A 21,953-nucleotide genomic window follows, 5' to 3' on the forward strand; every position below is an offset into this window, starting at 1 on the left:
CTGTGACATCGCCCGGACGAAGTCCGGGCACAGGAATGAGGGAGGCAACTTTGTTTCCCTCCCTCATTGCATCAGCTTATTCCCGTTCCGCGGACTTCGCCCAGAGATTGATGTCCGCCTCGCGGGCGTAACCATCGATCTCCTTCAGCTCCTCGGCGGTGAACTCCAGATTGTCGAGCGCCTTGACGCAATCGACGATCTGCGACGAGCGGCTGGCGCCGATCAGCGCCGAGGTCACGCGGTCGCCGCGCAGCACCCAGGCGATCGCCATCTGCGCCAGCGTCTGGCCGCGACGTTCCGCGATCTCGTTGAGCTTGCGGATGTTGTCGATGATCTGAGGGCGGATGAAGTCCTTCTTCAGGAAGTGGTTCTGCGCTGCGCGGCTATCCGTAGGGATGCCGCCGAGATACTTCGTCGTCAGCATGCCCTGCGCCAGCGGCGAGAACACGATCGAGCCCATGCCGACCTCGTCGAGCGTATCGAGCAGCTTGTCGTCCTCGACCCAGCGGTTGAGCATCGAATAGCTCGGCTGGTGGATGAGGCACGGCGTGCCGAGTTCCTTGAGGATGGCGGCAGCTTCACGGGTGCGCTGCGAATTGTAGGACGAGATGCCGACATAGAGCGCGCGGCCGGAGCGCACGATATGGTCGAGCGCGCCGCAGGTCTCTTCCAGCGGCGTATCGGGGTCGAAACGGTGCGAATAGAAGATATCGACATAGTCGAGACCCATGCGCTTCAGGCTCTGGTCGCAGGAGGCGATCAGATACTTGCGGCTGCCCCACTCGCCGTAAGGGCCCGGCCACATGTCGTAGCCGGCCTTGGACGAAATGATCAACTCGTCGCGCAGGCCGGCAAATTCGGTGCGCATGATCTCGCCGAAGGCCGTCTCGGCGCTGCCGGGAGGCGGGCCGTAATTGTTGGCGAGGTCGAAATGGGTAATGCCGAGATCGAAGGCCGTGCGGCACATGTCGATCTTGCGGTCATGCGGCGTGTCGCCGCCGAAATTGTGCCAGAGGCCGAGCGATACGGCCGGCAGCTTCAGGCCGGAACGGCCCGTGCGGTTGTACTTCATTTTCGAATAGCGGTCGGAAGCCGGTTGCCAGCTCATAATCCTCATCCCTCATGTAGAAACGGCGCGGGCTCCTCGCCCGCGCCGGACCATAGACCTTTAGGCACGTACTTCAAGAGTGCCAGTCACTTCAGAAGCGCCAATCACTTCAGAAGAGCCTGCGCCTCTTCGATGCCGAGTGCCGCCGGCTGCGTGCACGTCGTCGTCAGCTCGATGAAGCGGCCTTCCTCGCCCGACTTCAGAATCGAGGTCATGACGTCGACGCCATGCAGCGTGCGATCGAGCGAGCAACGCGCATCGCGCCCCTCGATGATCGCGATCGCCATGTCGGCGAGACCAGCCGTACGATAGTTGGCGCGCGGTCCCTGCGGGCTCTCCTGGTTGGAGATGCCGAAGGGGTGCTCCCAGCCGTCGAGCGGCTTGATGTCCTTGTCGCGGCCGCTCGCCTCGACCACGCCGCCGAAGAAGTTCGGATCCGGCACGTAGAGCGAACCCTCGGTGCCGTAGAGCTCCATGTTGGCATGGCGGTGAGACCAGACGTCCCAGCTCGCGGTCAGCGTGACGGTCGCGCCGTTGACGAATTCCAGGATCGCCTGGATCGTCGTCGGCGTCTTCACCGGGATCGTCTCGCCGTTGCGCGGCTCGCTGGTGATCGTGCGGGTCGGCGACGCCATCGAGGTCATCGCGCCGACGCGCTTCACCGGACCAATCAGGTTGATCAGGTTGGCGATGTAGTAGGGGCCGAGATCGAGGATCGGGCCGCCACCGGGCAGGAAGAAGAAGTCCGGGTTCGGATGCCACATCTCCATGCCGGGGCTCATGACATAGCACGCGCCGGAAGTGACACGGCCGATGCCGCCCTCGTCGATATACTTGCGGGCGAGCTGATGCGCGCCGCCGAGGAACGTGTCTGGCGCGCAACCAACGGAGAGGTTCTTCTCCTTGGCAATGCGGCGCAGTTCCTCACCCTGCTCAAGGGTGAGAACCAGCGGCTTTTCCGAATAGACGTGCTTGCCGGAGAGCAGGATCGCCTTCGACACCGGGAAGTGTGCGTCCGGGATGGTGAGGTTGACGACGACGTCAACCTCCTCATTGGTGAGCAGGTCCTCGATCGTCTGCGCCTTGACGCCATATTCGGCGGCACGGGCTTCGGCGGCCTGCATGTTGAGGTCGGCGCAAGCGACGACCTTGAGGCCCTTGAACAGCGGGGCCAGCGAAAAGTAGGTGGTGGAGATGTTGCCGCATCCGATGATGCCGACGCCAAGTTCCTTGGTCATGATGGTCCTCAGTAGGTCTTGAAGGATGCGATCGAGCGGGTGATCAGGCGATCGATATCAGCCGGATTGTCATGCTCGACGACGTAGTGCTTGGTCTTGGTGCCCTTCAGCGCCGCGACGAGCTTCGGCCAATCAAGCGTGCCGTGGCCGACATCGGCCCAGCCGTCCTCGTTCTTGTTCTCACCAGCTGGCGCGATGTCCTTGACGTGCGCCGAGGTAATGCGGGAACCGAGCTTCTCGATCCATGCGAAGGGATCGGCACCGCCACGAACGACCCAGGCGATATCCGCTTCCCAGGAAATATCGGGCGCGCCTTCGAAGATGCGCTCGATCGGCAGCGAGCCGTCGGCGAGCTTCACGAATTCAAAGTCGTGGTTGTGCCAGCCGAACTCGTAGCCCGCGTCCTTGTAGGGCTTGCTCATTTCCTGCAGGCGCTTGCCGAAGGCCAGCCAACCGGCACCGTCGGTCGGACGCTCATCGGCCGCCAGATGCGGTGCATAGATGGAATCCATGCCGAGGAGCTTGGCGATGTTCAGAGACTTCTGCACTTCGCCGTCGAGGAAATCGGGGCTGAAGTGGCCGCTCGCCATCGTCAGACCGTTCTTGTCGAGCTCGGCGCGCAGGCCCTTGAGGCCGGCATCGTCGAGATCGGCGTAGATGCCGCCGAAGCCTTCGACTTCCTGATAACCGGCCTTGCCGAGCTTTTCGAAGATCGCCGAATAGGGCTGGAAGTTGCGGGCGCTATAAAGCTGGAAACTCAGTTTCGTCATAATATCCTCCTCGGGCCTCGTGCCCATTCATTTAATCAGGATCAATCCACGGACTGACAGGATTGCAGGTCGTAGAAACGGAAGTCCGGCAAGGCGCCATCAGCAAGCGGCGTGGCCGGGGTGAAGGTGATGCGGCGCGTCTCGCCCGCCGCCAGATCGAAGGCATTGTCGGAATATTTGCCGTCGGTCTCGGTCTCGATCATCACGAAGAGCGCAAGTCCCTTCGCGGTGACGTTGAGGCAGACGGAACCGTCCTCCTCGACATATTCGTGCGTGACCATCAGGCCCGCCGGCTCGAGCTCCAGCGCCTTGTAGGTGCCGTGGACGTAATGCCCCTCGCCGCCCATGCCGTTCGACGCCGTGAAGCGCCAGGCAAGCAGCGTGCCCGAGGGAATCTCGGAGACATCGATGCTGGCAGCCGTTACCGCAGCGTCAGGCGTGCAGACGGCCTGCACGTCCTTCAGGTGCTTGCGCTCGCCCTTCATGTCGATGATCGAGATCGACAGGTCGACGCTGACGTCATCAAGCGTGTCGTTGACCAGCGAGAAGCGGATTTGCTTGCCGTCGTCCGATGGGATGGCGGCGACCGCGACAGGCTGGAAGAAGCGCTTGACCAGATAGTGCATCGCCTTCCAGCGACCGCCGTAATCGAGGCTCGACCACGAGGCCACCGGCCAGGTGTCGTTGAGCTGCCAATAGATCGTGCCCATGCAATGCGGCTTCAGCGACCGCCAGTATTCCACCGCCGTCTTGATCGCGAGACCCTGCTGGATCTGGCTGAGATAGACGAAGTTCGGGAAATCCTTCGGGAAGCGGAAGTAGCGGAACATCGTGCCGGCGATACGCTCGTTGCCGCCGGCATTCTTCTGGTGCAGCTCCATAACCGGCGACGCGACGTTCATGTCCTTGGCCTCGGCATAGATCTTGATAACAGGCAGCGAGGTGTAGGACTGGAAGCCGAATTCCGAGCAGAAGCGCGGGCGCACCGACCGATAATTGTCGAACGACTTGTTCTCGTGCCAGACCGACCAATAGTGCATGTCGCCGGAGCCGTCGGCATGCCACGCATCGCCGAAGTCGAGATAGCCCGACGCCGGGCTCGACGGCCACCAGATCGCATCCGGCGCCGCCTTCTTCATCGCCTGCTCGATCACCCGGTTGAGGCGATCGTAGGAGACGAGATAGCGGTCGCGGTCCTTGCGCGATTCCTCGAACCAGGTGAGCGCGCCCACCAGCTCGTTGTCGCCGCACCAGAGCGCGATCGACGGATGCGAATTCAGGCGGCGGACCTGATAGTCGACCTCAAGCGCGACATTGTCGAGGAAGTCCTCGGTCGAGGGATAGAGGTTGCAGGCGAACATGAAGTCCTGCCAGACCATGAGACCGAGACGGTCGCAGAGATCGTAGAAATGATCATGCTCGTAGAACCCGCCGCCCCAGACGCGGATCATGTTCATGTTGGCGGCCTTCGCCGATTGCAGCAGATCCTCGGTCTTCTCGGGCGAGGACAGCGAAAACAGTGCGTCGGCCGGGATCCAGTTGGCGCCACGGCAGAAGATCTCGCGACCGTTGACCTTCAGCGCGAAACGGGCACCGGCGGCATCCGGCGTGGTGATCAGCTCGACGGTGCGCAGACCGATCTGCTTGGTGACGGCATCGGAAGGCAGGTCGACGGTCAGCGCATAAAGCGCCTGCTCGCCACTTCCCGCCGGCCACCAGAGACGCGGCTTGTCGATCTCGAACACATGATTGACGACCGTTTCGCCGGCGCTCACGCCGACATCGAGACGCACCCGCTCGCCGTCGAGCGAGAAATGCACGGGAACGATGCCAGGGTTTTTAGAGAACAGCGTCGCTGAGACCTTGAGATCGACGGAACCGTCGAGATTATGCACCTGCTGCGTCGTCACATGCTCAATGCGCGCGGTGTCGAGACGGCGCAGCGCGACCGTGCCGTAAAGTCCGAGCGGCGCGATCGCGATGTTCCAGTCCCAGCCGAAATGGCACTGCGGCTTGCGCAGCATGTTGCCGTTGGGGATCGGCGAATTGCCGGTCGAATAGGGAATGTAGAAGGGCTGCTTATCCTGGCGATCGGCACCCGCCGCGATGCTCGAATGCAGCACGATGCGGATGGTGTTTTCGCCGGATTTCAGATGGCTGCTGACATCCGGGCGATAGCGGCGGAAGCTGTTGTCGGCGACAAGCGCCGGCGAGCCGTTGATGAAGACGGCGGCCACCGTGTCGAGATAATCGATATCGAGATACCAGTCGCCATCCGGCTCCGACACCGTGAAGCTGCGCTCGATCGACCAGTCGCGATGCGCCACCCACTGTACGACCTCTTCGTTACGGCCGAAATAGGGGTCGGGGATGAGCTTGGCGGCATGGAGTGCCGAATGCACGTCGCCGGGAAGCGTGATCGGCGCGGTGATTTCACCATCCGTGGAGGTGAGCTTCCACGAGCCTGAGAGGTCGAGGTTGAACCCGTTGGTGGGCAAGGATGTCATAGCACTGTCCGATCAGGCCGCTCTTGGGAAAACCCGTCACCGGGCTGCGACCGAATGTGGTATTGGAAGAACGGGCGGAACCGCTTGGGACGGCCCCGCCCGCAGCGTAGTCGTCTAAAGGCGCAGTTCCGTCTCGGCGTCGAAGATCGACGCCAGCGACATGTCGAAGCCGAGCTTGACCTGTGAACCCGGGCTGAAGCGGCGGGCGCCGTTGATACGCACCGACATGGTGTGTCCGGCATGCTTCAGCCAGAGCAGGTTGTCGGCACCCATCGGCTCCTCGATATCGACGGTCGCGTCATGAACCTCGGCGCCGAGGTTCTCGTTGACCTTGATATGCTCCGGCCGCACGCCGAGCGTCACCTTCCGGCCCGCCTGCAGCGGACCACTCGCCTCATAGGCATCGACGTTGAAATCGACGCCGTTGGCGGTGAAGACGGTGGCGTCACCCCGCTTGGCGATCTCGCCGCGCAGGAAGTTCATCGACGGCGACCCGATGAAGCCGGCGACGAACAGGCTGCGCGGCTTGTTGTAGATCGTCGTCGGATCGGCCAGCTGCTGGATCTCGCCGTTCTTCATGATCGCGATGCGGTCGGCGAGCGTCAGCGCCTCGATCTGGTCGTGCGTGACGTAGATCATCGTGTTCTTCAGCGACTGGTGCAGTCGCTTGATCTCGACGCGCAGTTCCGAACGCAGCTTGGCGTCGAGGTTGGAGAGCGGTTCGTCGAACAGGAACACGTCAACATCGCGCACCAAGGCACGGCCGATCGCCACGCGCTGCCGCTGGCCGCCGGAAAGCTCGGCCGGCTTGCGCTTCAAAAGCGGCTGGATCTGCAGGATTTCGGAAGCGCGGGCGACGCGTTTGTCGATATCGGATTGCGGGATCTTGGCGACCTGCAGGCCGAAGGACAGGTTCTTCTCCACCGTCATCTGCGGATAGAGCGCGTAGGACTGGAACACCATGCCGATGCCGCGATCCTTGGGCTCTTCCCAGGTGACGTTGCGGCCCTTGATGTGGATCTGTCCTTCGCTGATGTCGAGCAGGCCGGCAATGCAGTTAAGCAGGGTCGACTTGCCGCAGCCGGAAGAGCCGAGCAGCACCAGGAACTCGCCGTCATTGATCTCGAGGTTCAGATCCTTGAGCACGCTGACGGCGCCGAAGTTCAGCGAAAGGTCTTTGATGGAAACGCTTGAATTCATGGATCAGCCTTTCACTGCGCCGGCGGCGATGCCGCGGACGAACAGACGTCCAGACACGAAATACACGATGAGCGGCACCAGACCCGTGAGGATGGTTGCGGCCATGTTGACGTTGTATTCCTTCACGCCCTGGACGGAATTGACGATGTTGTTGAGCTGCACGGTCATCGGATAGTATTCCGGCCGGGTGAAGACGACGCCGAACAGGAAGTCGTTCCAGATGCCGGTGACCTGCAGGATCATGGCGACGACGAAGATCGGCAGCGACATCGGCACCATGATCTTCAGGAAGATCTGCCAGAAGCCGGCGCCATCGACGCGCGCGGCCTTGAACAACTCCTGCGGCAGCGATGCGAAATAGTTGCGGAAGAGCAGCGTCAGGATCGGCATGCCGAAGATCGAATGCACGATGATCAGGCCCGTGAGCGTCCCATAGATCCCCATTTCACGCAGCACGATGACGATCGGATAGATCATCACCTGGTAGGGAATGAACGCGCCGATGACGAGGATCGAGAAGAACAGCTCCGATCCCTTGAAGCGCCAGTTGGCAAGCGCATAGCCGTTGACCGAGGCAATCGCGATCGAGACGATGACGGACGGAACGGTGATCCGGACCGAGTTCCAGAAACCGCGCGAGAGACCGTCGCAGTTGAGGCCCGTGCAGGCCGTGGCCCAGGCCTTCACCCACGGCTCGAAGGTGATTTCCATCGGCGGCGAGAAGATGTTGCCCATGCGGATTTCGGGCATCCCCTTCAGCGACGTGACGATCATCACGTAGAGCGGCAGCAGGTAGTAGGCGGCGGCGACGAACAGCGTGCCATAGAGCATGATGTTGCGCGGCGAGAGCACGCGCTTCGGCTTCTTGCCGTTCGGTCCATCGAAGGACTTGACCGGTGCCAGTGCGACTTCAGCCGTCTTGAGAGCGATGGTATCAGGCACGTTTACGCCCTCCCCCGAATTCCAGATAAGCCCATGGAATGATGATGATCGCGACCGTGATCAGCATCATGGTCGAGGCGGCGAAGCCCTGCCCCAGGTTCTGCGCCTGGAACATGTAGTCGTAGACATACTTGGCCGGCACTTCCGACGAGATGCCGGGTCCGCCCGATGTCTGCGCCACCACAAGGTCATAGACCTTGACGATACCGGACGCGATGATGACGAGCGTGGTGATGAAGACGGGACGCATCATCGGGATGACAATGAAGAGATAGGTCTTCCACATCGGAATGCCGTCGACGCGCGACGCCTTCCAGATGTCCTCGTCAATCCCGCGCAGGCCGGCGAGCATCAGGCACATGACGAGGCCCGTTCCCTGCCAGAGTGCTGCGATCAGCACGCCGTAAATGACGATGCTCGGCGTATAGAGCGGGTCGAAGGTAAAGCTCGTCCAGCCGAGCGAACGCACCACCGACTGCACGCCGAATTCAGGATTGAGCACCCACTGCCACACGAGCCCGGTGACGATGAAGGACAGCGCGAATGGGTAGAGAAAGATCGTCCGGAACGCATTCTCGAACCGGATCTTCTGATCCATCAGGGCAGCCAGCGTAAAGCCGATCACCAGGCTGAAGATCAGGGAGAAGATGCCGTAAAGGGCGAGGTTTTCGATGGACACGATCCATCGCGGCGCGGCCCAGAGCCGCTTGTATTGGTCGAAACCAACGAAGCTCATCCTTGGCAGGAGCTTCGAGTTGGTGAAGGAATAGAACACCGTCCAGACCGTACCGCCGAGAAAGATGACCAGGGCGGTAAGGATCATCGGGATGGATGCAATTTTGGAATTCAGATTGCGCAGCAACTGATTTGGCCGGCCGGCTTTCGCTGGACCCGTCATTGTGTTTCCTCCTGACACGCACTTGCTTTTTTGACCGAGAGCAGCGGCCGATGCCGGACACCGCTCCCGTCTCTTGCCCCCGGATGGTCCCGGCCGCTTCGTCTGCGGCCGGAACTCATCGGGAAAGCACTGCCGCGAACCCGCCGCCGCTGGCGGTTAGGGCAAATCCAGCTTCCCGTTCCTGGGCGGAAAACCGGATCGCGGCAGCACGAGCAGACGATCAGTCGGCGGAGCCGATGATTTCGGCGAAGCGCTTCTGTGCGTCTTCAGGCGTCATCGAGGCATTGGCGAAGAACTCCGAGAAGAGGTCTTCCTTCTGCTTCTGGCTGTCGGCCGAAAGCAACTGGTCGGTGCCTTCGACGATGTTGCCCTTCTTCAGGATCTCGAGACCCTTCTTCATGCAGTCGTTGGCAGCCTCGAGATCGACGTCACCGCGAACCGGCAGCGAGCCTTTCTTGAGGTTGAAGGCAACCTGGGTCTTCGGATCGAGCAGCGTCTTGGCGAGAACGTCCTGCGCCTTCGACTTTGCTTCGTCCTTGAGCAGCGGGAAGTAGAAGGCATCACCACCGGTGGAGATGATTTCGTTCACGCCCAGCCCCGGAAGGCAGGTGTAGTCGGTACCGGCCTTCTGGCCGGCGAGAGCGAATTCGCCCTGCGCCCAGTCACCCATGATCTGGCCGCCGGCCTTGCCGGTGATGACCAGATTGGTTGCCTGGTTCCAATCCTGGACGTTGCTGCCCTTGGACATCTTGCGGGCGTCGTCAGCGGCCTTGAAGACCTTGGCGATCTCGGGACCGGCAGCCACGTCGGCGTCCTTGTCCTTGAACACCTTGTTGAACGTGTCCTTGCCGGCGATCGCCACCATCAGCGTGTCGAAAGCGCCTGCTGCCTGCCACGGCTGACCGCCGACGGCGAGCGGCACGATACCGGCCTTTTCGAGAGCCGGAGCAGCGGCGACGAATTCATCCCAGTTCTTCGGCACGTCAACGCCGGCCTTCTTGAAGGCGGCATTCGAGAGCCACAGCCACTGCCAGGAGTGGATGTTGACGGGCGCGCAATAGATCTTGCCGTCGATCGTGCAGCTGTCGAGCAGGCTTGCCGGACGGATGATGTCCTTCCAGTGCTCGGCGGTGGCGACATCGGTCAGGTCGCGCATCAGGCCGGCCTGTACAAGCTCCTCCGCCTGACGGCCATGGTTGAACTGGGTGGCACCCATTGGATCGCCACCGGTGATGCGGCTGACCATGATCGGACGCGCCGTGCCGCCGGAACCGGCGATGGCACCATCGACCCACTTGTTGCCGGTTGCGTCGAATGCCTTGGCGAGTTCGGCCACGGCAGCGGCTTCGCCGCCCGAGGTCCACCAATGCGTGACTTCGAGATCGGTGGCGTGTGCCGCACCAAGCGGCAGGGCGACGGATGCGCACAGCGCTGCCGCCATCAAACGAATATTCATGAGTTCTCCTCCCTCACTGAAACGTTGCCGGAAAAACTTAAGCCAATCGATATTGCCGCGCAACAGCCACCCCTTAAAATTTTCTTTTCGACCATGTATTGCTACCATTGCCTGCCGAAACGGCACCGTCGCCGCAAGGCTGCACAAGCGATCAGTAAACCGATGTGCACCTGCACACTTCGATTATACTACTGTTTTATAATACTTTATTTCACTGGTATCACGACATAATTTCCAGATCGCGTTCGCATGCGCAAAAAATTCGTGCAAAAATCACCGATTCAACCAATGAGAGTGATTGAGTTGGAACCATCTGAAAAAGCGCTCGACATTTTCACTGTAACGTTACAGATTTTAAGGCCCGTGGGAGGGAACGGCATTTGTGTATTCAGGCTTACAGCACTGCGAAAAGCATCTATAAGCGAACCAAATCGCGTAGGACGGCCTAGAGGGATGAAAAACAAAGCGAATTTCGGGGCGACGGTGACCGAGGCATCTCGGGAGAGACCGACACTGAAGACGATTGCCTTCATGACCGGCCTCGGCATCACCACGGTTTCTCGTGCATTGAAGGATGCACCCGACATCGGCGCGGAGACCAAGGAACGCGTGCGGATGGTGGCAAGCCAGCTCGGCTATCAGCCGAACCGCGCCGGCGTGCGCCTCAGAACAGGCAAGACCAACGTCATCGCGCTCGTTCTGAGCATCGACGAGGAGATCATGGGCTTCTCGAGCCAGCTGGTCTTCGGCATCTCCGAGGTCCTGACCGGCACCCCCTATCACATCGTCGTCACGCCGCATTCGCACAGCAAGGACCCGATGCTGCCGGTGCGCTACATCCTGGAGACAGGCTCGGCCGATGGCGTCATCATCTCCCGCATCGAGCCCGACGATCCCCGTGTGCGCCTGCTCAGCGAGCGCAACATGCCGTTCGCCACGCATGGCCGCACCGATGCCGGACTGATGCATCCGTTCCACGACTTCGACAACGAAGCCTTCGCCCACCAGGCGGTCGAAAAGCTGGTCGCGCGCGGCCGCAAGCGCATCGCCCTCCTCCAGCCCCCAAGCAAGCTCACCTACTACACGCACACCCGCATCGGCTTCCAGACCGGCCTGCATGACTACGGCGCCGAGGAAGTACCACTGCGGGTCACCATCGACACACCGCTGGACGAGATCCGCAACGCGGTCGAGACGATGATGCGCTCCAGCAACGCGCCCGATGGCATCGTCTGTCTCGCCGGCAGCGCCGCCATCGCCGTCAACGCCGGCATCGAAGCCGCCGGCAAGCGCCTTGGTCACGATGTCGACATGGCCTCGAAGGAATCCGCGCCGATCCTCAACTGGATCCGCCCGGAGATCATCACCGCCTATGAAGACGTCCGCCACGCCGGCCGCGAAATGGCCAAGGCCGTCATCGCCCGCATCGACGGCGTCGAGCCGGAAATGCTGCAGAGCGTTAGCCAGCCGGTCTGGACACGACCGGGCAGCTGACGGAAGTCAACGAGGAAAGACAACGCATGACCAAGGCTCTCCTCATCATCGATGTGCAGAACGCCATCGTTGCGGGCAAAGGCACGCCCGAACGGCAGCCATCAATCGACGCCGCGCTTGATGAGACCGTCGCCCGCCTTGCCGCTCTCAGGGAACGCGCATGGCATGGCGGCGTCCCCGTCGTCCTCCTACAGCACGACGGCGATCCGGGCCATCGCCTCGCGGTCGGCACGAAAGGCTGGGAAATCAGACCGGAGCTCGCGCCCGGCAGCGACGACACCGTCGTTCACAAGAGGAGCGCCGACTCTTTCTTCCAGACTGATTTGGCCGAGCGGCTGACGGAACGCTCCGTGACCCATCTCGTCGTCGGCGGCTGCATGTCGCAGTTCTGCGTCGACACCACGGTCCGCCGCGCCGTCTCGCTTGGCTACAACGTCACCCTGATCGCCGACGGCCACACGACCGCCGATTCGGGCTCGTTGACCTTCGCCGAGATCGTCGCCCACCATAACGAGACGCTGGATGATTTCGATGCCGGATCGGCGCTGTCGATTGTCCGCCCCGCCGCCGAGATCCAGTTCTGAACCAGTTCAACTGGCATAAACGCAAAACAGCCGGGCCAATGGCCCGGCTGTTGTCATTTTCAGAGAGCGAACCTTAGAAGGTCGCCGCACCGCTGCCCCATGGGCCGTGGTGGAAGTCCTTGCCGTCGAGGCGATCGAAGCCGTGGGCGCCGAAGAAGTCGCGCTGTGCCTGGATCAGGTTGGCGGTGCCGCGGCCCTGGCGGTAGGCGTCGAAGTAGGTGAGCGCCGAGGTCAGCGCCGGAACCGGCAGGCCAGCCTGCAGGGCAGCACCGACGACGCGGCGAAGCGCCGGCAGCGATTCCTTGACCATGTCCGCGAAGGCCGGCGTCACGATCAGGTTTGCGACGTCAGGCGCCTTGGTGAAGGCCGAGGTGATCTCGTCGAGGAACTGCGAACGGATGATGCAGCCATCACGCCAGATCTTGGCAATGGTTGGCATCGGCAGCGACCACTTGAACTCGCGCGAGGCTTCCGCCATCACCGCGAAGCCCTGCGCGTAGGCGCCGATCTTGGCGGCGAAGAGAGCCAGTTCCAGATCCTTGACGAGCTCGGGACCGTAAGCGACCGGGAAGTCGTATTCCGGCTTGCCGAAGATCTTCTCGGCGGCTTCGCGCTCGGTCTTCATCGACGACAGGCTGCGGGCGGCAACGGCCGCTTCGATCGCCGTTGCCGGGATGCCCATGTTCTGCGCTTCGATCGCCGACCACTTGCCGGTGCCCTTCTGGCCGGCCTTGTCGAGGATCATGTCGACCATAGCGCCGCCGGAGATCGGGTCGGTCGCGGCCAGAACCTTTTCGGAGATCTCGATCAGGTAGGAGTTCAGGCGGCCCTTGTTCCAGTCGCCGAAGATGCCGGAGATGTCCTTGGCGCTCTTGCCGAGACCGTCGCGCAGGACGCCGTAGATTTCGGCGATCATCTGCATGTCGGCATATTCGATGCCGTTGTGGATCGTCTTGACGAAGTGACCCGCGCCGTCATTGCCGAGCCAGGCCACGCACGGGTCGCCCTTGTACTTGGCGGCGATCGAGGTCAGCACCGGCTCGACGCGCTTCCAGCTGTCTTCCGTGCCGCCGACCATGATCGACGGGCCGTGACGCGCACCTTCCTCGCCACCGGAAACACCCATGCCGATGAAGGTCAGGTCGGTGTCCTTGAGGCGATCGAAGCGGGCGATCGTGTCGCGGAAGTTGGCGTTGCCGGCATCGATCATGATGTCGCCCTTGGAGAGATGCGGACGCAGCAGCTCCATCTGCTGGTCAACCGGCTCGCCGGCCTTGATCATGATGATGATCGGACGCGGCGGGCGGATCGCCTCGACGAACTCCTCGATCGTCTTGCACGGAATGATCTGCTTCTTCAGATCGCCGGCGCTCTCGTAGAACTCGTCCGTCTTGTCGGGCGTACGGTTGAACACCGCAATCTTGTTGCCCTTTTCCGCGATGTTCAGAGCGAGGTTGGAACCCATGACCGCAAGGCCGATCAGCCCGATTTCTGCCTTTTCCACGATATCTCTCCGGTTAGAGCATGTCGCGCAAAAGTGTGAAGCGGTTTTGCGATAACGACATGCGGTAAAACAAAGATCTAAAGCGCAACGAGTGAATCTGAAAGATCGCGAGGCGCTTTAGTCAAATTGGACCGGTGTTGTGGCACTCTCTGGCTCATACGGCAAGTTCGATTCGCCCCGGATCGGTCGCGTATTGCGTCCCTTGCGAAGTGAACCATATTGCCACCAAGGCCCTGATGTCGGCGATTTTGGCGCCGACGGCGTCCAAGCGGTAACGATGCACGAGCATTATGCGACGTTAAGCCGCTCGCAAAAATGAAGGAGGAGCAAGCGATGGCGACAATGCCGGCGAGAATCATTCACAGGTCCATCGAGCGGAACTGGCGGGACGTCTGGGCCTTTGCCGGCGCGCCCGAAAACATGCCGCTCTGGGCATCTGGCCTTGCATCCGGCCTGGAGAAAAGCGGCGACGACTGGATCGCCAAGGGCGTTCTCGGTACGGTTCGCGTGAGCTTCGCTCCCCACAACGAATTCGGCGTTCTCGACCATACCGTCACGATCGCGAACGGGTTGCGCGTCTATAACGCGCTCAGGATCGTCCCGAATGGCGACGGCTGCGAAGTGATGTTCACATTGCTGCGGCTGCCGGATATGACGGACGAGCAGTTCGAGGCCGACGCGGCGCATGTCGCTCGCGATCTCGAGGCGCTGAAGAAGCTGATGGAAATCTAGGAAGCACCGATGACATCTACGAAAACCGAGCTTCGCATCGACTATGTCGAGTTCAACGTCGCCGATATCGAGCGCTCCAAGGCGTTCTACGGCAAGGCTTTCGGCTGGCGCTTCACCGACTACGGTCCCAACTATTGCGAATTCGACGATGGACGGCTGAAGGGCGGCTTCACCAATCTCGAGGCACCCCGCCCCGGCGGCCCGCTCGTTATCCTCTATGCCGATGACCTGCCGGCCGCGCTGGAAGCGGTCGAAGGTGCAGGTGGCAAGATCGTGCGCCCGATCTTCGGCTTCCCGGGCGGCAGCCGCTTCCACTTCGCCGATCCCGACGGATACGAACTGGCAGTGTGGACGAAGGCGTGATCAGGCGGCGAGATTGGCCGCCGACGATGACGATCCGGCATCCTGCGAGACAATAAGCGCCCCGATGATATAGCCGGACGAATCGCGCAGCGGTGACATGCGGTACCGTGTTTTCTGAACGACGTTTTCCTCGCGCCGTTCATAGATCTGATCGCATGTTCCGCCCGCGAAACACGCGTCGAGCATCTCTTTGACGCAATCCACGAACCGCGCTTCGCCCAGCACGTCCTTGATATGCCGCCCGACCATCTCAAACGGCTTGCGCTTGGCGTAGGCGGCGCTCGCGGCATTGGCGTAGAGGTAGCGATAGTCCTTGGTCACGACCGCGACCCGATCCGGCAGGGATTCGAGGATGGCCGAGTTCAGGAAATTGCCGTTGTCGGTATTGGGCACATAGGCCGCAGGCGCCGACACCCGCTCCCGGTCCATGCGCTCCAGCGGCGGCATCTGCCAGCGCGGAACGGTCGACCCGAGATACTGCTCCATCAGGTAGGAAAGCAGCTTCACATGCTCACGCACGGATTCGCTGTCTTCGGCATACTGATCGATCAGGCAGCCGACGAACTGCATCTGCATGTGCGCGTAGAACAGATTGGTGGCGCGATAGCCGAGGATGGTGTCGATAAGCGCATCGATCGAGCTGTCGAGGCTGCTCACCCGCGCATCATCACCGACCCGTATAGCCTCGTCAATTTGCGAACATCGCAACGAGAACGCCTGAAAAAGCCCGAGCACGACACCTCCCATGCCGATTTCCGTGAGGGAATTGCTTCGATATAAATGATCATCGACGGCACCTTTACCGTTCATAATCCTTCCTGTCAGAAATCGGTAACATGACGCCACTTCATGTTCAATGACGAAGAAGGCTTGTTTTTCAATGACAAGATTTGAGGGATTCCCCTCTACATGATCTGTCGCTTGATTTCCCATCGGTCATGATACCAGAGCCACTGCTCCGGGTATTCACGCACCCAGCTTTCAACCTTGTCGTTCAGCAACTGAGCCGTAGCCGTCAGATCGAGATTGCCCTTCTCATCCCGGGGCAGTTCGACCTTCGGCTCGATTTCCAGCCGGTAGCGATTGCCGGGAAGGCGGATGCAGCGGGCCGGGTAGACCTCGCAGTTGAACTGGCGCACCAGCTTTCCGAGCAGAGGATTGGTCTTCACCGGCAGGCCGAAGAATTCCGTCTTCAGGCCACGACCGAATTTCTGGTCGACAAGCACACCCACCCCCTGCTCCGCTTCGAGCTGGCGGGCGAGCGCAAACGACGATCCGGCATGCGATGGCACCAGCTTGCCCATGCGGGCGCTGCGGAAGTCGAACACCTTCTGCGCCACGTAGGGATTGTTCGGCGGCCGGAAGAGGACGCTGACATAGAGGCCGAAGGCGGCACCGGCGACCGGCAGCAGCTCGAAATTGCCGGTATGGCCGGTAAAGACGATGAAGGGACGCGGGTTTTCCAGGAGATCGAGGAAGATCGGGATCCCCGACACCTCCACCCTGCCCGGCTCGCTCTTTTCGGGATCGAAATCGAACAACCGATCGAGAAACACGTATTCCGCCGCAAGCCGGCCCATATTGGCCCAGCTTCCAAGCGCGATCTCGTTGATCTCCTCTTCGCTCTTGTCAGGAAAGGCGTTGCGGAGATTGGCCAGAATCAGCTTGTGGCGCTTCATCTTCGGACCGATCTTGCGCATCAGCCAGTCGATGAAATTGATCGCCCCGTCGGCCGGGAAGATCTTCAGGAAATTCAGGAAGCCGAACATCACCTGCGCGATCAGCCACTGGCGAAAATGGTCCAGTTTCAGGACGATCCGGGTGATGAACAGCTCCAAGGGATCAATCCATCTTCAGGATGATCTTGCCGAAGATCTGGCGCGATTCCATGCGCTCCAGCGCCCGGTCGATATCGTCGAAGCTGACTTCGGTGTCGATGACGGGGTGCACGAGGCCGCGGCCCATCTTCTGCATGGCGTCGGCCATGTTTTCCATGCGGCAGCCGAAGGAGCCGAGCAGCTTCAGCTGCTGCTGGAACAGCATCATCAGGTTCATGTCGGTCGAGACGCCCGATGTCGAGCCGCAGGTGACGAGACGTCCGCCGCGCTTCAGGCAGAGCATCGAGCCCGCCCAGGTATCCTTGCCCACATGTTCGAAGACGACGTCGACGCCCTTCTTCTTGGTGAGCTTGCGCACCACACCCTCGAAGCGATCCGTGCGGTAGTTGATGACGTGATCGGCGCCGAGCGCCTTGGCCTTCTCGATCTTGTCGTCGGAGCCAACTGTCGTGATGACGGTGCAGCCGATCTTCTTGGCAAGCTGGATCGCCGCCGTGCCGATGCCAGAACCGCCGGCATGGACGAGAATGGTTTCGCCCGGCTCCAGCTTGGCGTTGTCGAACAACATGTGCTCGACGGTACCGAAGGTAACCGGCGCAACGGCCGCACCAACGGCATCGACGCCGGGAGGTGCCGGAACGAGCAGACGAGCCGGAAGATTGACCTTTTCCTGGGCGAAACCGTCGAGGTGGAAGCCGTGAACGCCCGAGACGTGTTCGCAGAGGTTGTCGCGACCCTCGCGGCACGGACGGCAGAGACCGCAAGTGCGCGCGCCATAGACGGCGACCAGCTGGCCCGGAAGCACGTTGGACACGCCGGGGCCAATCGCCTCGACGACACCCGATGCTTCCGCACCGATGACGAGCGGCATCTTGCGCTTGGCAAACGCCATGCCGCGCCAGCCCCAGACGTCGATATGGTTGAGCGCGACCGCCTTGACGCGCAGCGTCACTTCGCCGGCGCCGGGCGCATCGGGTTCAGGCAGATCGGTGATCTCGAGCTTGCGGTCGTCGATCAGTTGCAGAGCGCGCATGGCAAAATCCTTCGCGGTCGCACCAGCCGGACGGCGGATGCGCGGTTTATGTTTGCTGTTGCGTCCCGCAGGCCCTTACCGGGCGCGGCCGCAACAATGGAATTTATGGTCGCAAACCGCTTAAGCCGGTTCCAGCGCCATGACAAGGCTGGCGTTCTGGCCGCCGAAGCCGAAGGAGTTGGAAAGCACGGCGTTGACCTGCGCATCCCGCTTCACATTCGGCACCACGTCGAGAACGATCGCCGGATCCGGGTTGGTGTAGTTGATGGTCGGCGGCAGCGTGCCGGTGCGCATCGTCTGCAGCGAGAACACGGCTTCCACGGCACCAGCCGCCGTCAGCGTATGGCCGATCATCGACTTGTTCGACGACAGCGGAATGGAGGCCATGCGGTCGCCGAAGACAGCAAGCATCGAGCCATATTCCATCTTGTCGTTCTCAGGCGTCGAGGTGCCGTGGGCGTTGATGTAGCCGATATCGCCTTCATCCATCCCCGCATCCGCAAGAGCTGCGCGGATCGTCGCGATCGCGGGACCACCATCGGGCGAAGACCGTGTGCGATGGAAGCTGTCGGCCTTTTCGCCGGCACCCTTCATGATACCAAGCACTTTGGCGCCACGCGCAATCGCCGATTCCAGCGATTCCAGCACCAGCGTCGCCGCACCTTCGGCGATAACAAAGCCGTCGCGGTCTTTGCTGAACGGCTTGGAAGCCTTGGTCGGGTTGTCGTTCTGCGTCGAGAGCGCCGAGAGCAGCGAGAAGCGGATCAGCGCTTCGGCACTCACCGAGCCGTCGGTCGCAACGGCAAGCGCACGGTTCGTGCGGCCCTGGCGGATTGCCTCGATGCCGAGCTGGATCGCGGTCGCGCCCGAAGCGCAAGCCGTCGACAGCGTCACCGGCAGACCGCGCGTGCCGAAACGATCGGCCAGACGCTCAGAGATGGCACCGAACAGCGCCGCCTCATGGAAAGCCGGATCCGGACGCTGGCGCATCGCCGTCAGGAAACGATCGTAAGCGTCACCCGGCTGCGAGGGCGGCGGCGAACGATCGCCGAGTTCGAAGCGGGCAATCCACTCCGGCTCGATCGGCGGTGCTGCGAGAAACAGCGGTCCGTTGAAGTCGCCAGTGATATCGGCATCGGCCAGTGCTTCGATCGTCGTCTCGCGCGCGAATGCGTAGGAGCGCTCGACGGCGTTCGGCGCCGGAACATCAATGAAATCGACTGTGCCGGCGATCCGCGTCGAAAGACCGTCCGTCGGGAAGCGGTTGATGTCGTGGATACCGGATTTGCCCGATATCAGCGCCGACCAGTTGTCCTTGAGGCCCTGCCCCAGCGATGTCATGATGCCGACGCCGGTAACAGCCACGATTGGGCGGCCGAGATGATCCTTGTAAGCTTGATCCGTCATGTGCCTGCTCCTCACGCGTCCGCCGACAGAACGGCGACGCCTTCGCCACGCTGATGCCCGACCGTCGTGACGACCGCGGCCTTCGTGCCTGAACTCATGGATTTTTCATGGGCGCCATCAAATGCCGGCACCTTGGCCTCGCCGTCGATGGCAAGGGCGGCCAGCGCCAGCCCGAGGGTGAAGTGCGCCTCCAGCCCATGGCCGGTCACGCCGCCGAAGCCGCGGATGGCAGCACCCGGCAGCTGATGCTCGAGAACAGCCTTTTCGCGCGACGCGAGCTCGGGCATGCCTGACGAGCCGGAGAAGATCGCCGTGCTCTCGGCAGGCAGGCCCTTTGCCGGCTCGAGCAGCCGCTCAAGGCGCTTTTCGAGATTGCCGGCGCCGCGATTGCCGCGATCGCCCTCGATCGACGAGATCGTCGAATAGATATGAGCGCCGCGCGCTTCGGCATGCGCCCGCGATTCGAGCACCAGGAACGCGCCGAGCGAGCCGCTGGTGATGCCCCCATCCTTGCGCGACCACAAGGGCTGCCAGTCGCCACGCGAATGCGAGCCGATCGCCTCGAACAGAAGAACCATGTCGAGACGTTCGGCCGAAAACGCGCCGCCAACCAGCGCATGCGAGGATTCGCCCGACTTGATGCGGTAGAACGCGGTCTCAACGGCGGAAATGCCGGCCGATTCCTCACCCATGAAGGTGCGCGAGGAGCCGGTGACCTTGTGGACGATCGAGATGTTGCCGGCGAGCAGGTTGGAGAGCTGCGCCAGGAAGAGCGTCGGACGGAGCTCGGTCGTAAGCTTCTCGTTCAAGAGAACTTCGCGGTCGTTGCGCTTCAGGCCTTCGTCGACGATCAGCGTGTCGACATTGATGTCGCGCTCGCCGCCGCCGGCTGCCACGATCATATCCATCGTGCCGCAGGCTTCGACATTATCCTTGAGACCGGCGTCGTCGAGCGCAAGACCCGCCGCGAACACGCCGATGCGCTGCCAGTTTTCCATCTGTCGTTGATCGCCGCGCTTGGCGATCTGCAGCGACCAATCCACTTCAGGCAGCGGATGGATCGGATAGGGCTTGAACTTCTCGGTCTCGACAACAGTCTTCGGCGCTTCGGCGGCATTGAGCAGCGCGATATGCGGCTCCTTGCCGACGCCCTGACAGGTTACGATACCGACGCCCGTGATGACGACATCATTCTGAGCCTTGCTCATCCATTCACTCCCTGCGCAGCGATTGCATCCATCAGGCCGATTTCACTGGCGCGTTTCTTGACGATGTCACCAAGCGGTATTTCGCTGAAAGGCATGGTGCGCAGCTTCAGCTGCGCATCGCAAACCTTCTTGCCGCCGCTGGTGATCTTGGCCTTGGTGACGGCGAAGCCCGAGCCGTCGTGCTCCAGAAACGCCTCGATATCGAGGACTGCCTCCGGCTCGACGAAGGTGCGCATCTTCGCGCCGTCGACCGACATCAGGAACGGCATGGCCGCGAAATCGGTCGCCGCCAGCACCAGCATGCCGGATGCCTGCGCCATGGTTTCAATGAGAAGCACGCCCGGGACAAGGGGCATGCCGGGAAAATGACCTTCGAACACCGGGCTCTTGGCCGGCACGACGGAGCGTGCCTTGAGTGTCTTGGTCTGAAGGTCGACCGCCTCGACGCGATCGATCATCTGGAAGTATTCCAGGAGCATCGGATCCTCCGGCCGCACAGGCAACATGCCGTCGGCTAGAGCGCCGTGCATCCGATTGGACGCACAAAGGACGCTCTATCATTTTTTAATCGACAGGACCGAGCCTTGCGAAAATCGGAGCCGATTTCGCAAAGCGCGACCCTGTGGGCCTACTTAGTAACAAAACCGCCCGGCCGCCATGGTGAATGGCGACAGGGCGGAGAAAAAAATTGTGCGTATCGATCAGGCCTTGGCGGCGCGCAGTTCGTCGATCTTGGCGCAGAGGTTCTTCAGAACGAAGTATTCCGACGTGGAAACCTTGCCCTCGTTGACTTCCTGCGTCCACTTCTCGAGCGGGATCTTGATGCCGAATTCCTTGTCGATGGCGAAAACGATATCGAGGAAGTCGAGGCTGTCGATACCGAGGTCGTCGATCGTATGGCTTTCCGGCGTGATCGTATCACGATCGATCTCGCTGGTTTCTGCAATGATGTCGGCAACTTTATCGAATGTAGCGGTCACGCCTGTACCTCTTGGAAATGATAGTTTTCCCCCTCATAGGCAAATCCATTTCAAAAGCCAATGCTTTCGTCCAGCCCGAGGCGCAATTTGCGCAGGCACTGTTGCTCAAACAGCATGCACCAAAAGACAGCCGGCAACCGTTTCCGCGACGTTTCGCCTCGCTCAGTTGGTAACAACAACCCGCGTATTGGCCAATCCCGCCTGCCGCGTCATGTCGAAAAACTGCGCCGCATTATTGGGATGAAGGCGAATGCATCCATGCGATGCCGGGCGGCCGAGACGCTTCAGATCGAAGGTCGCATGCACTGCATAGCCGCCATTGAAGAACACCGCATAGGGCATCGGCGCATCGTCATATTTCTTCGAGCGATGGTCACGCGACAGCCACTTGGCGCTCCAGGAACCGACAGGCGTCCTGTAACCGGAGCGCGCCGTCGAAACCTTCCAGCGATATTTGACGAAGCCGTTTTCGGTGACCGTCATGGTTTGCGAGCTGATGCTGATCTTCGCGATCAAGGTCGAGGCCTCGGCAGCAACGGCCGACAACTGCAGCAATACGATCGCCGCAGTTCCTGCAAGTATAGTTCTCATCGTCCCCTCGTTCATTCTGCATCAATACAGTCGAACAAGACTACGACGGGAGACGTTACATCCACTTAAGGAGCATGGTAATCAATATGATAACAGTATC

At 61.3% G+C, this 21,953-nt stretch carries 21 protein-coding genes; 4 read left to right on the forward strand and 17 right to left on the reverse strand.

All coding sequences use genetic code 11. The features are described 5' to 3' along the window. Positions 1-76: 76 nt before the first annotated feature. The 8 genes from mgrA to ACODTZ_RS22105 all read right to left on the reverse strand — a co-directional run bounded on the left by mgrA (position 77) and on the right by ACODTZ_RS22105 (position 10,119). Positions 77-1,108, reverse strand: coding sequence for an L-glyceraldehyde 3-phosphate reductase (gene mgrA / locus ACODTZ_RS22070; RefSeq protein WP_489028051.1), 1,032 nt, complete (start codon positions 1,106-1,108; stop codon positions 77-79). 104 nt (positions 1,109-1,212) lie between these two features. Beyond that, the gene (locus ACODTZ_RS22075) at positions 1,213-2,346 is read right to left on the reverse strand and encodes a Gfo/Idh/MocA family protein (RefSeq protein ID WP_489028053.1); all 1,134 of its coding nucleotides are present in this window, start codon (positions 2,344-2,346) and stop codon (positions 1,213-1,215) included. 8 nt (positions 2,347-2,354) lie between these two features. Then, on the reverse strand, positions 2,355-3,116 hold the full coding sequence (locus ACODTZ_RS22080) for a sugar phosphate isomerase/epimerase family protein (RefSeq protein WP_112980527.1): 762 nt from the start codon (positions 3,114-3,116) through the stop codon (positions 2,355-2,357). Between the two features lie 41 nt (positions 3,117-3,157). Further along, positions 3,158-5,623 carry a beta-mannosidase gene (locus ACODTZ_RS22085; protein ID WP_489028055.1) on the reverse strand — a complete coding sequence of 822 codons (2,466 nt, stop codon included), beginning with the start codon at positions 5,621-5,623 and terminating at the stop codon, positions 3,158-3,160. 114 nt (positions 5,624-5,737) lie between these two features. After that, positions 5,738-6,823, reverse strand: coding sequence for an ABC transporter ATP-binding protein (locus ACODTZ_RS22090; protein ID WP_018900635.1), 1,086 nt, complete (start codon positions 6,821-6,823; stop codon positions 5,738-5,740). 3 nt (positions 6,824-6,826) lie between these two features. Next, positions 6,827-7,753 (reverse strand): carbohydrate ABC transporter permease, encoded by a 927-nt coding sequence (locus tag ACODTZ_RS22095; RefSeq protein WP_047512438.1) that lies wholly within the window; start codon positions 7,751-7,753, stop codon positions 6,827-6,829. A gap of 4 nt (positions 7,754-7,757) precedes the next feature. Next, complete coding sequence (locus ACODTZ_RS22100; RefSeq protein ID WP_018900637.1) at positions 7,758-8,663, reverse strand: carbohydrate ABC transporter permease; 906 nt, start codon at positions 8,661-8,663, stop codon at positions 7,758-7,760. A gap of 220 nt (positions 8,664-8,883) precedes the next feature. Then, positions 8,884-10,119: an ABC transporter substrate-binding protein gene (locus ACODTZ_RS22105; RefSeq protein WP_047512382.1), complete on the reverse strand. Its 1,236-nt coding sequence runs from the start codon at positions 10,117-10,119 to the stop codon at positions 8,884-8,886. Between the two features lie 453 nt (positions 10,120-10,572). Here ACODTZ_RS22105 and ACODTZ_RS22110 point away from each other — a divergent pair, with 453 nt between their 5' ends. After that, the gene (locus ACODTZ_RS22110; protein ID WP_489028058.1) at positions 10,573-11,613 is read left to right on the forward strand and encodes a LacI family transcriptional regulator; all 1,041 of its coding nucleotides are present in this window, start codon (positions 10,573-10,575) and stop codon (positions 11,611-11,613) included. 26 nt (positions 11,614-11,639) lie between these two features. Further along, complete coding sequence (locus ACODTZ_RS22115; RefSeq protein ID WP_489028060.1) at positions 11,640-12,197, forward strand: cysteine hydrolase family protein; 558 nt, start codon at positions 11,640-11,642, stop codon at positions 12,195-12,197. Between the two features lie 73 nt (positions 12,198-12,270). Here ACODTZ_RS22115 and gndA read toward each other — a convergent pair whose 3' ends face one another. Then, positions 12,271-13,701, reverse strand: a complete 1,431-nt coding sequence (gene gndA / locus ACODTZ_RS22120; RefSeq protein ID WP_489028062.1) for an NADP-dependent phosphogluconate dehydrogenase — start codon at positions 13,699-13,701, stop codon at positions 12,271-12,273. A 333-nt stretch (positions 13,702-14,034) separates the two neighbouring features. Here gndA and ACODTZ_RS22125 point away from each other — a divergent pair, with 333 nt between their 5' ends. Both ACODTZ_RS22125 and ACODTZ_RS22130 read left to right on the forward strand, forming a co-directional pair. Then, the gene (locus ACODTZ_RS22125; RefSeq protein ID WP_113011226.1) at positions 14,035-14,433 is read left to right on the forward strand and encodes an SRPBCC family protein; all 399 of its coding nucleotides are present in this window, start codon (positions 14,035-14,037) and stop codon (positions 14,431-14,433) included. Between the two features lie 9 nt (positions 14,434-14,442). Then, a complete protein-coding gene (locus tag ACODTZ_RS22130) occupies positions 14,443-14,796 on the forward strand; it encodes a VOC family protein (protein WP_489028064.1) in 354 nt (117 codons plus the stop codon). Here the strand turns inward: ACODTZ_RS22130 and ACODTZ_RS22135 are convergent, their stop codons facing one another. The 8 genes from ACODTZ_RS22135 to ACODTZ_RS22170 form a co-directional block, all read right to left on the reverse strand. Next, positions 14,797-15,531 carry a PAS domain-containing protein gene (locus tag ACODTZ_RS22135; RefSeq protein WP_181459236.1) on the reverse strand — a complete coding sequence of 245 codons (735 nt, stop codon included), beginning with the start codon at positions 15,529-15,531 and terminating at the stop codon, positions 14,797-14,799. Between the two features lie 170 nt (positions 15,532-15,701). Then, positions 15,702-16,634 (reverse strand): lipid A biosynthesis lauroyl acyltransferase, encoded by a 933-nt coding sequence (locus tag ACODTZ_RS22140; RefSeq protein ID WP_489028066.1) that lies wholly within the window; start codon positions 16,632-16,634, stop codon positions 15,702-15,704. 4 nt (positions 16,635-16,638) lie between these two features. Next, complete coding sequence (locus tag ACODTZ_RS22145) at positions 16,639-17,667, reverse strand: zinc-binding dehydrogenase (RefSeq protein ID WP_047505452.1); 1,029 nt, start codon at positions 17,665-17,667, stop codon at positions 16,639-16,641. A 120-nt stretch (positions 17,668-17,787) separates the two neighbouring features. After that, complete coding sequence (locus ACODTZ_RS22150) at positions 17,788-19,074, reverse strand: beta-ketoacyl-ACP synthase (RefSeq protein ID WP_112980534.1); 1,287 nt, start codon at positions 19,072-19,074, stop codon at positions 17,788-17,790. Positions 19,075-19,085: 11 nt separating this feature from the next. Then, positions 19,086-20,282 (reverse strand): beta-ketoacyl-ACP synthase, encoded by a 1,197-nt coding sequence (locus tag ACODTZ_RS22155; RefSeq protein ID WP_047505456.1) that lies wholly within the window; start codon positions 20,280-20,282, stop codon positions 19,086-19,088. After that, positions 20,279-20,761, reverse strand: a complete 483-nt coding sequence (locus ACODTZ_RS22160; protein WP_026283376.1) for a 3-hydroxyacyl-ACP dehydratase FabZ family protein — start codon at positions 20,759-20,761, stop codon at positions 20,279-20,281. Before ACODTZ_RS22160 ends, ACODTZ_RS22155 begins: the two co-directional genes overlap by 4 nt. A 222-nt stretch (positions 20,762-20,983) precedes the next feature. Continuing rightward, the gene (locus tag ACODTZ_RS22165; RefSeq protein WP_018900650.1) at positions 20,984-21,262 is read right to left on the reverse strand and encodes an acyl carrier protein; all 279 of its coding nucleotides are present in this window, start codon (positions 21,260-21,262) and stop codon (positions 20,984-20,986) included. 162 nt (positions 21,263-21,424) lie between these two features. Beyond that, a complete protein-coding gene (locus ACODTZ_RS22170; protein ID WP_489028070.1) occupies positions 21,425-21,853 on the reverse strand; it encodes a L,D-transpeptidase in 429 nt (142 codons plus the stop codon). Positions 21,854-21,953 lie beyond the last annotated feature (100 nt).

It is taken from the genome of Rhizobium sp. FG113, from assembly GCF_057809895.1.

Bases quoted from the DNA above. Each gene is read 5' to 3' on its own strand.
- mgrA (WP_489028051.1), bottom strand. From the start codon at position 1,108: ATGAGCTGGCAACCGGCTTCCGACCGCTATTCGAAAATGAAGTACAAC.
- ACODTZ_RS22075 (WP_489028053.1), bottom strand. From the start codon at position 2,346: ATGACCAAGGAACTTGGCGTCGGCATCATCGGATGCGGCAACATCTCC.
- ACODTZ_RS22080 (WP_112980527.1), bottom strand. From the start codon at position 3,116: ATGACGAAACTGAGTTTCCAGCTTTATAGCGCCCGCAACTTCCAGCCC.
- ACODTZ_RS22085 (WP_489028055.1), bottom strand. From the start codon at position 5,623: ATGACATCCTTGCCCACCAACGGGTTCAACCTCGACCTCTCAGGCTCG.
- ACODTZ_RS22090 (WP_018900635.1), bottom strand. From the start codon at position 6,823: ATGAATTCAAGCGTTTCCATCAAAGACCTTTCGCTGAACTTCGGCGCC.
- ACODTZ_RS22100 (WP_018900637.1), bottom strand. From the start codon at position 8,663: ATGACGGGTCCAGCGAAAGCCGGCCGGCCAAATCAGTTGCTGCGCAAT.
- ACODTZ_RS22105 (WP_047512382.1), bottom strand. From the start codon at position 10,119: ATGAATATTCGTTTGATGGCGGCAGCGCTGTGCGCATCCGTCGCCCTG.
- ACODTZ_RS22110 (WP_489028058.1), top strand. From the start codon at position 10,573: ATGAAAAACAAAGCGAATTTCGGGGCGACGGTGACCGAGGCATCTCGG.
- ACODTZ_RS22115 (WP_489028060.1), top strand. From the start codon at position 11,640: ATGACCAAGGCTCTCCTCATCATCGATGTGCAGAACGCCATCGTTGCG.
- ACODTZ_RS22125 (WP_113011226.1), top strand. From the start codon at position 14,035: ATGGCGACAATGCCGGCGAGAATCATTCACAGGTCCATCGAGCGGAAC.
- ACODTZ_RS22130 (WP_489028064.1), top strand. From the start codon at position 14,443: ATGACATCTACGAAAACCGAGCTTCGCATCGACTATGTCGAGTTCAAC.
- ACODTZ_RS22145 (WP_047505452.1), bottom strand. From the start codon at position 17,667: ATGCGCGCTCTGCAACTGATCGACGACCGCAAGCTCGAGATCACCGAT.
- ACODTZ_RS22150 (WP_112980534.1), bottom strand. From the start codon at position 19,074: ATGACGGATCAAGCTTACAAGGATCATCTCGGCCGCCCAATCGTGGCT.
- ACODTZ_RS22155 (WP_047505456.1), bottom strand. From the start codon at position 20,282: ATGAGCAAGGCTCAGAATGATGTCGTCATCACGGGCGTCGGTATCGTA.
- ACODTZ_RS22160 (WP_026283376.1), bottom strand. From the start codon at position 20,761: ATGCTCCTGGAATACTTCCAGATGATCGATCGCGTCGAGGCGGTCGAC.
- ACODTZ_RS22170 (WP_489028070.1), bottom strand. From the start codon at position 21,853: ATGAGAACTATACTTGCAGGAACTGCGGCGATCGTATTGCTGCAGTTG.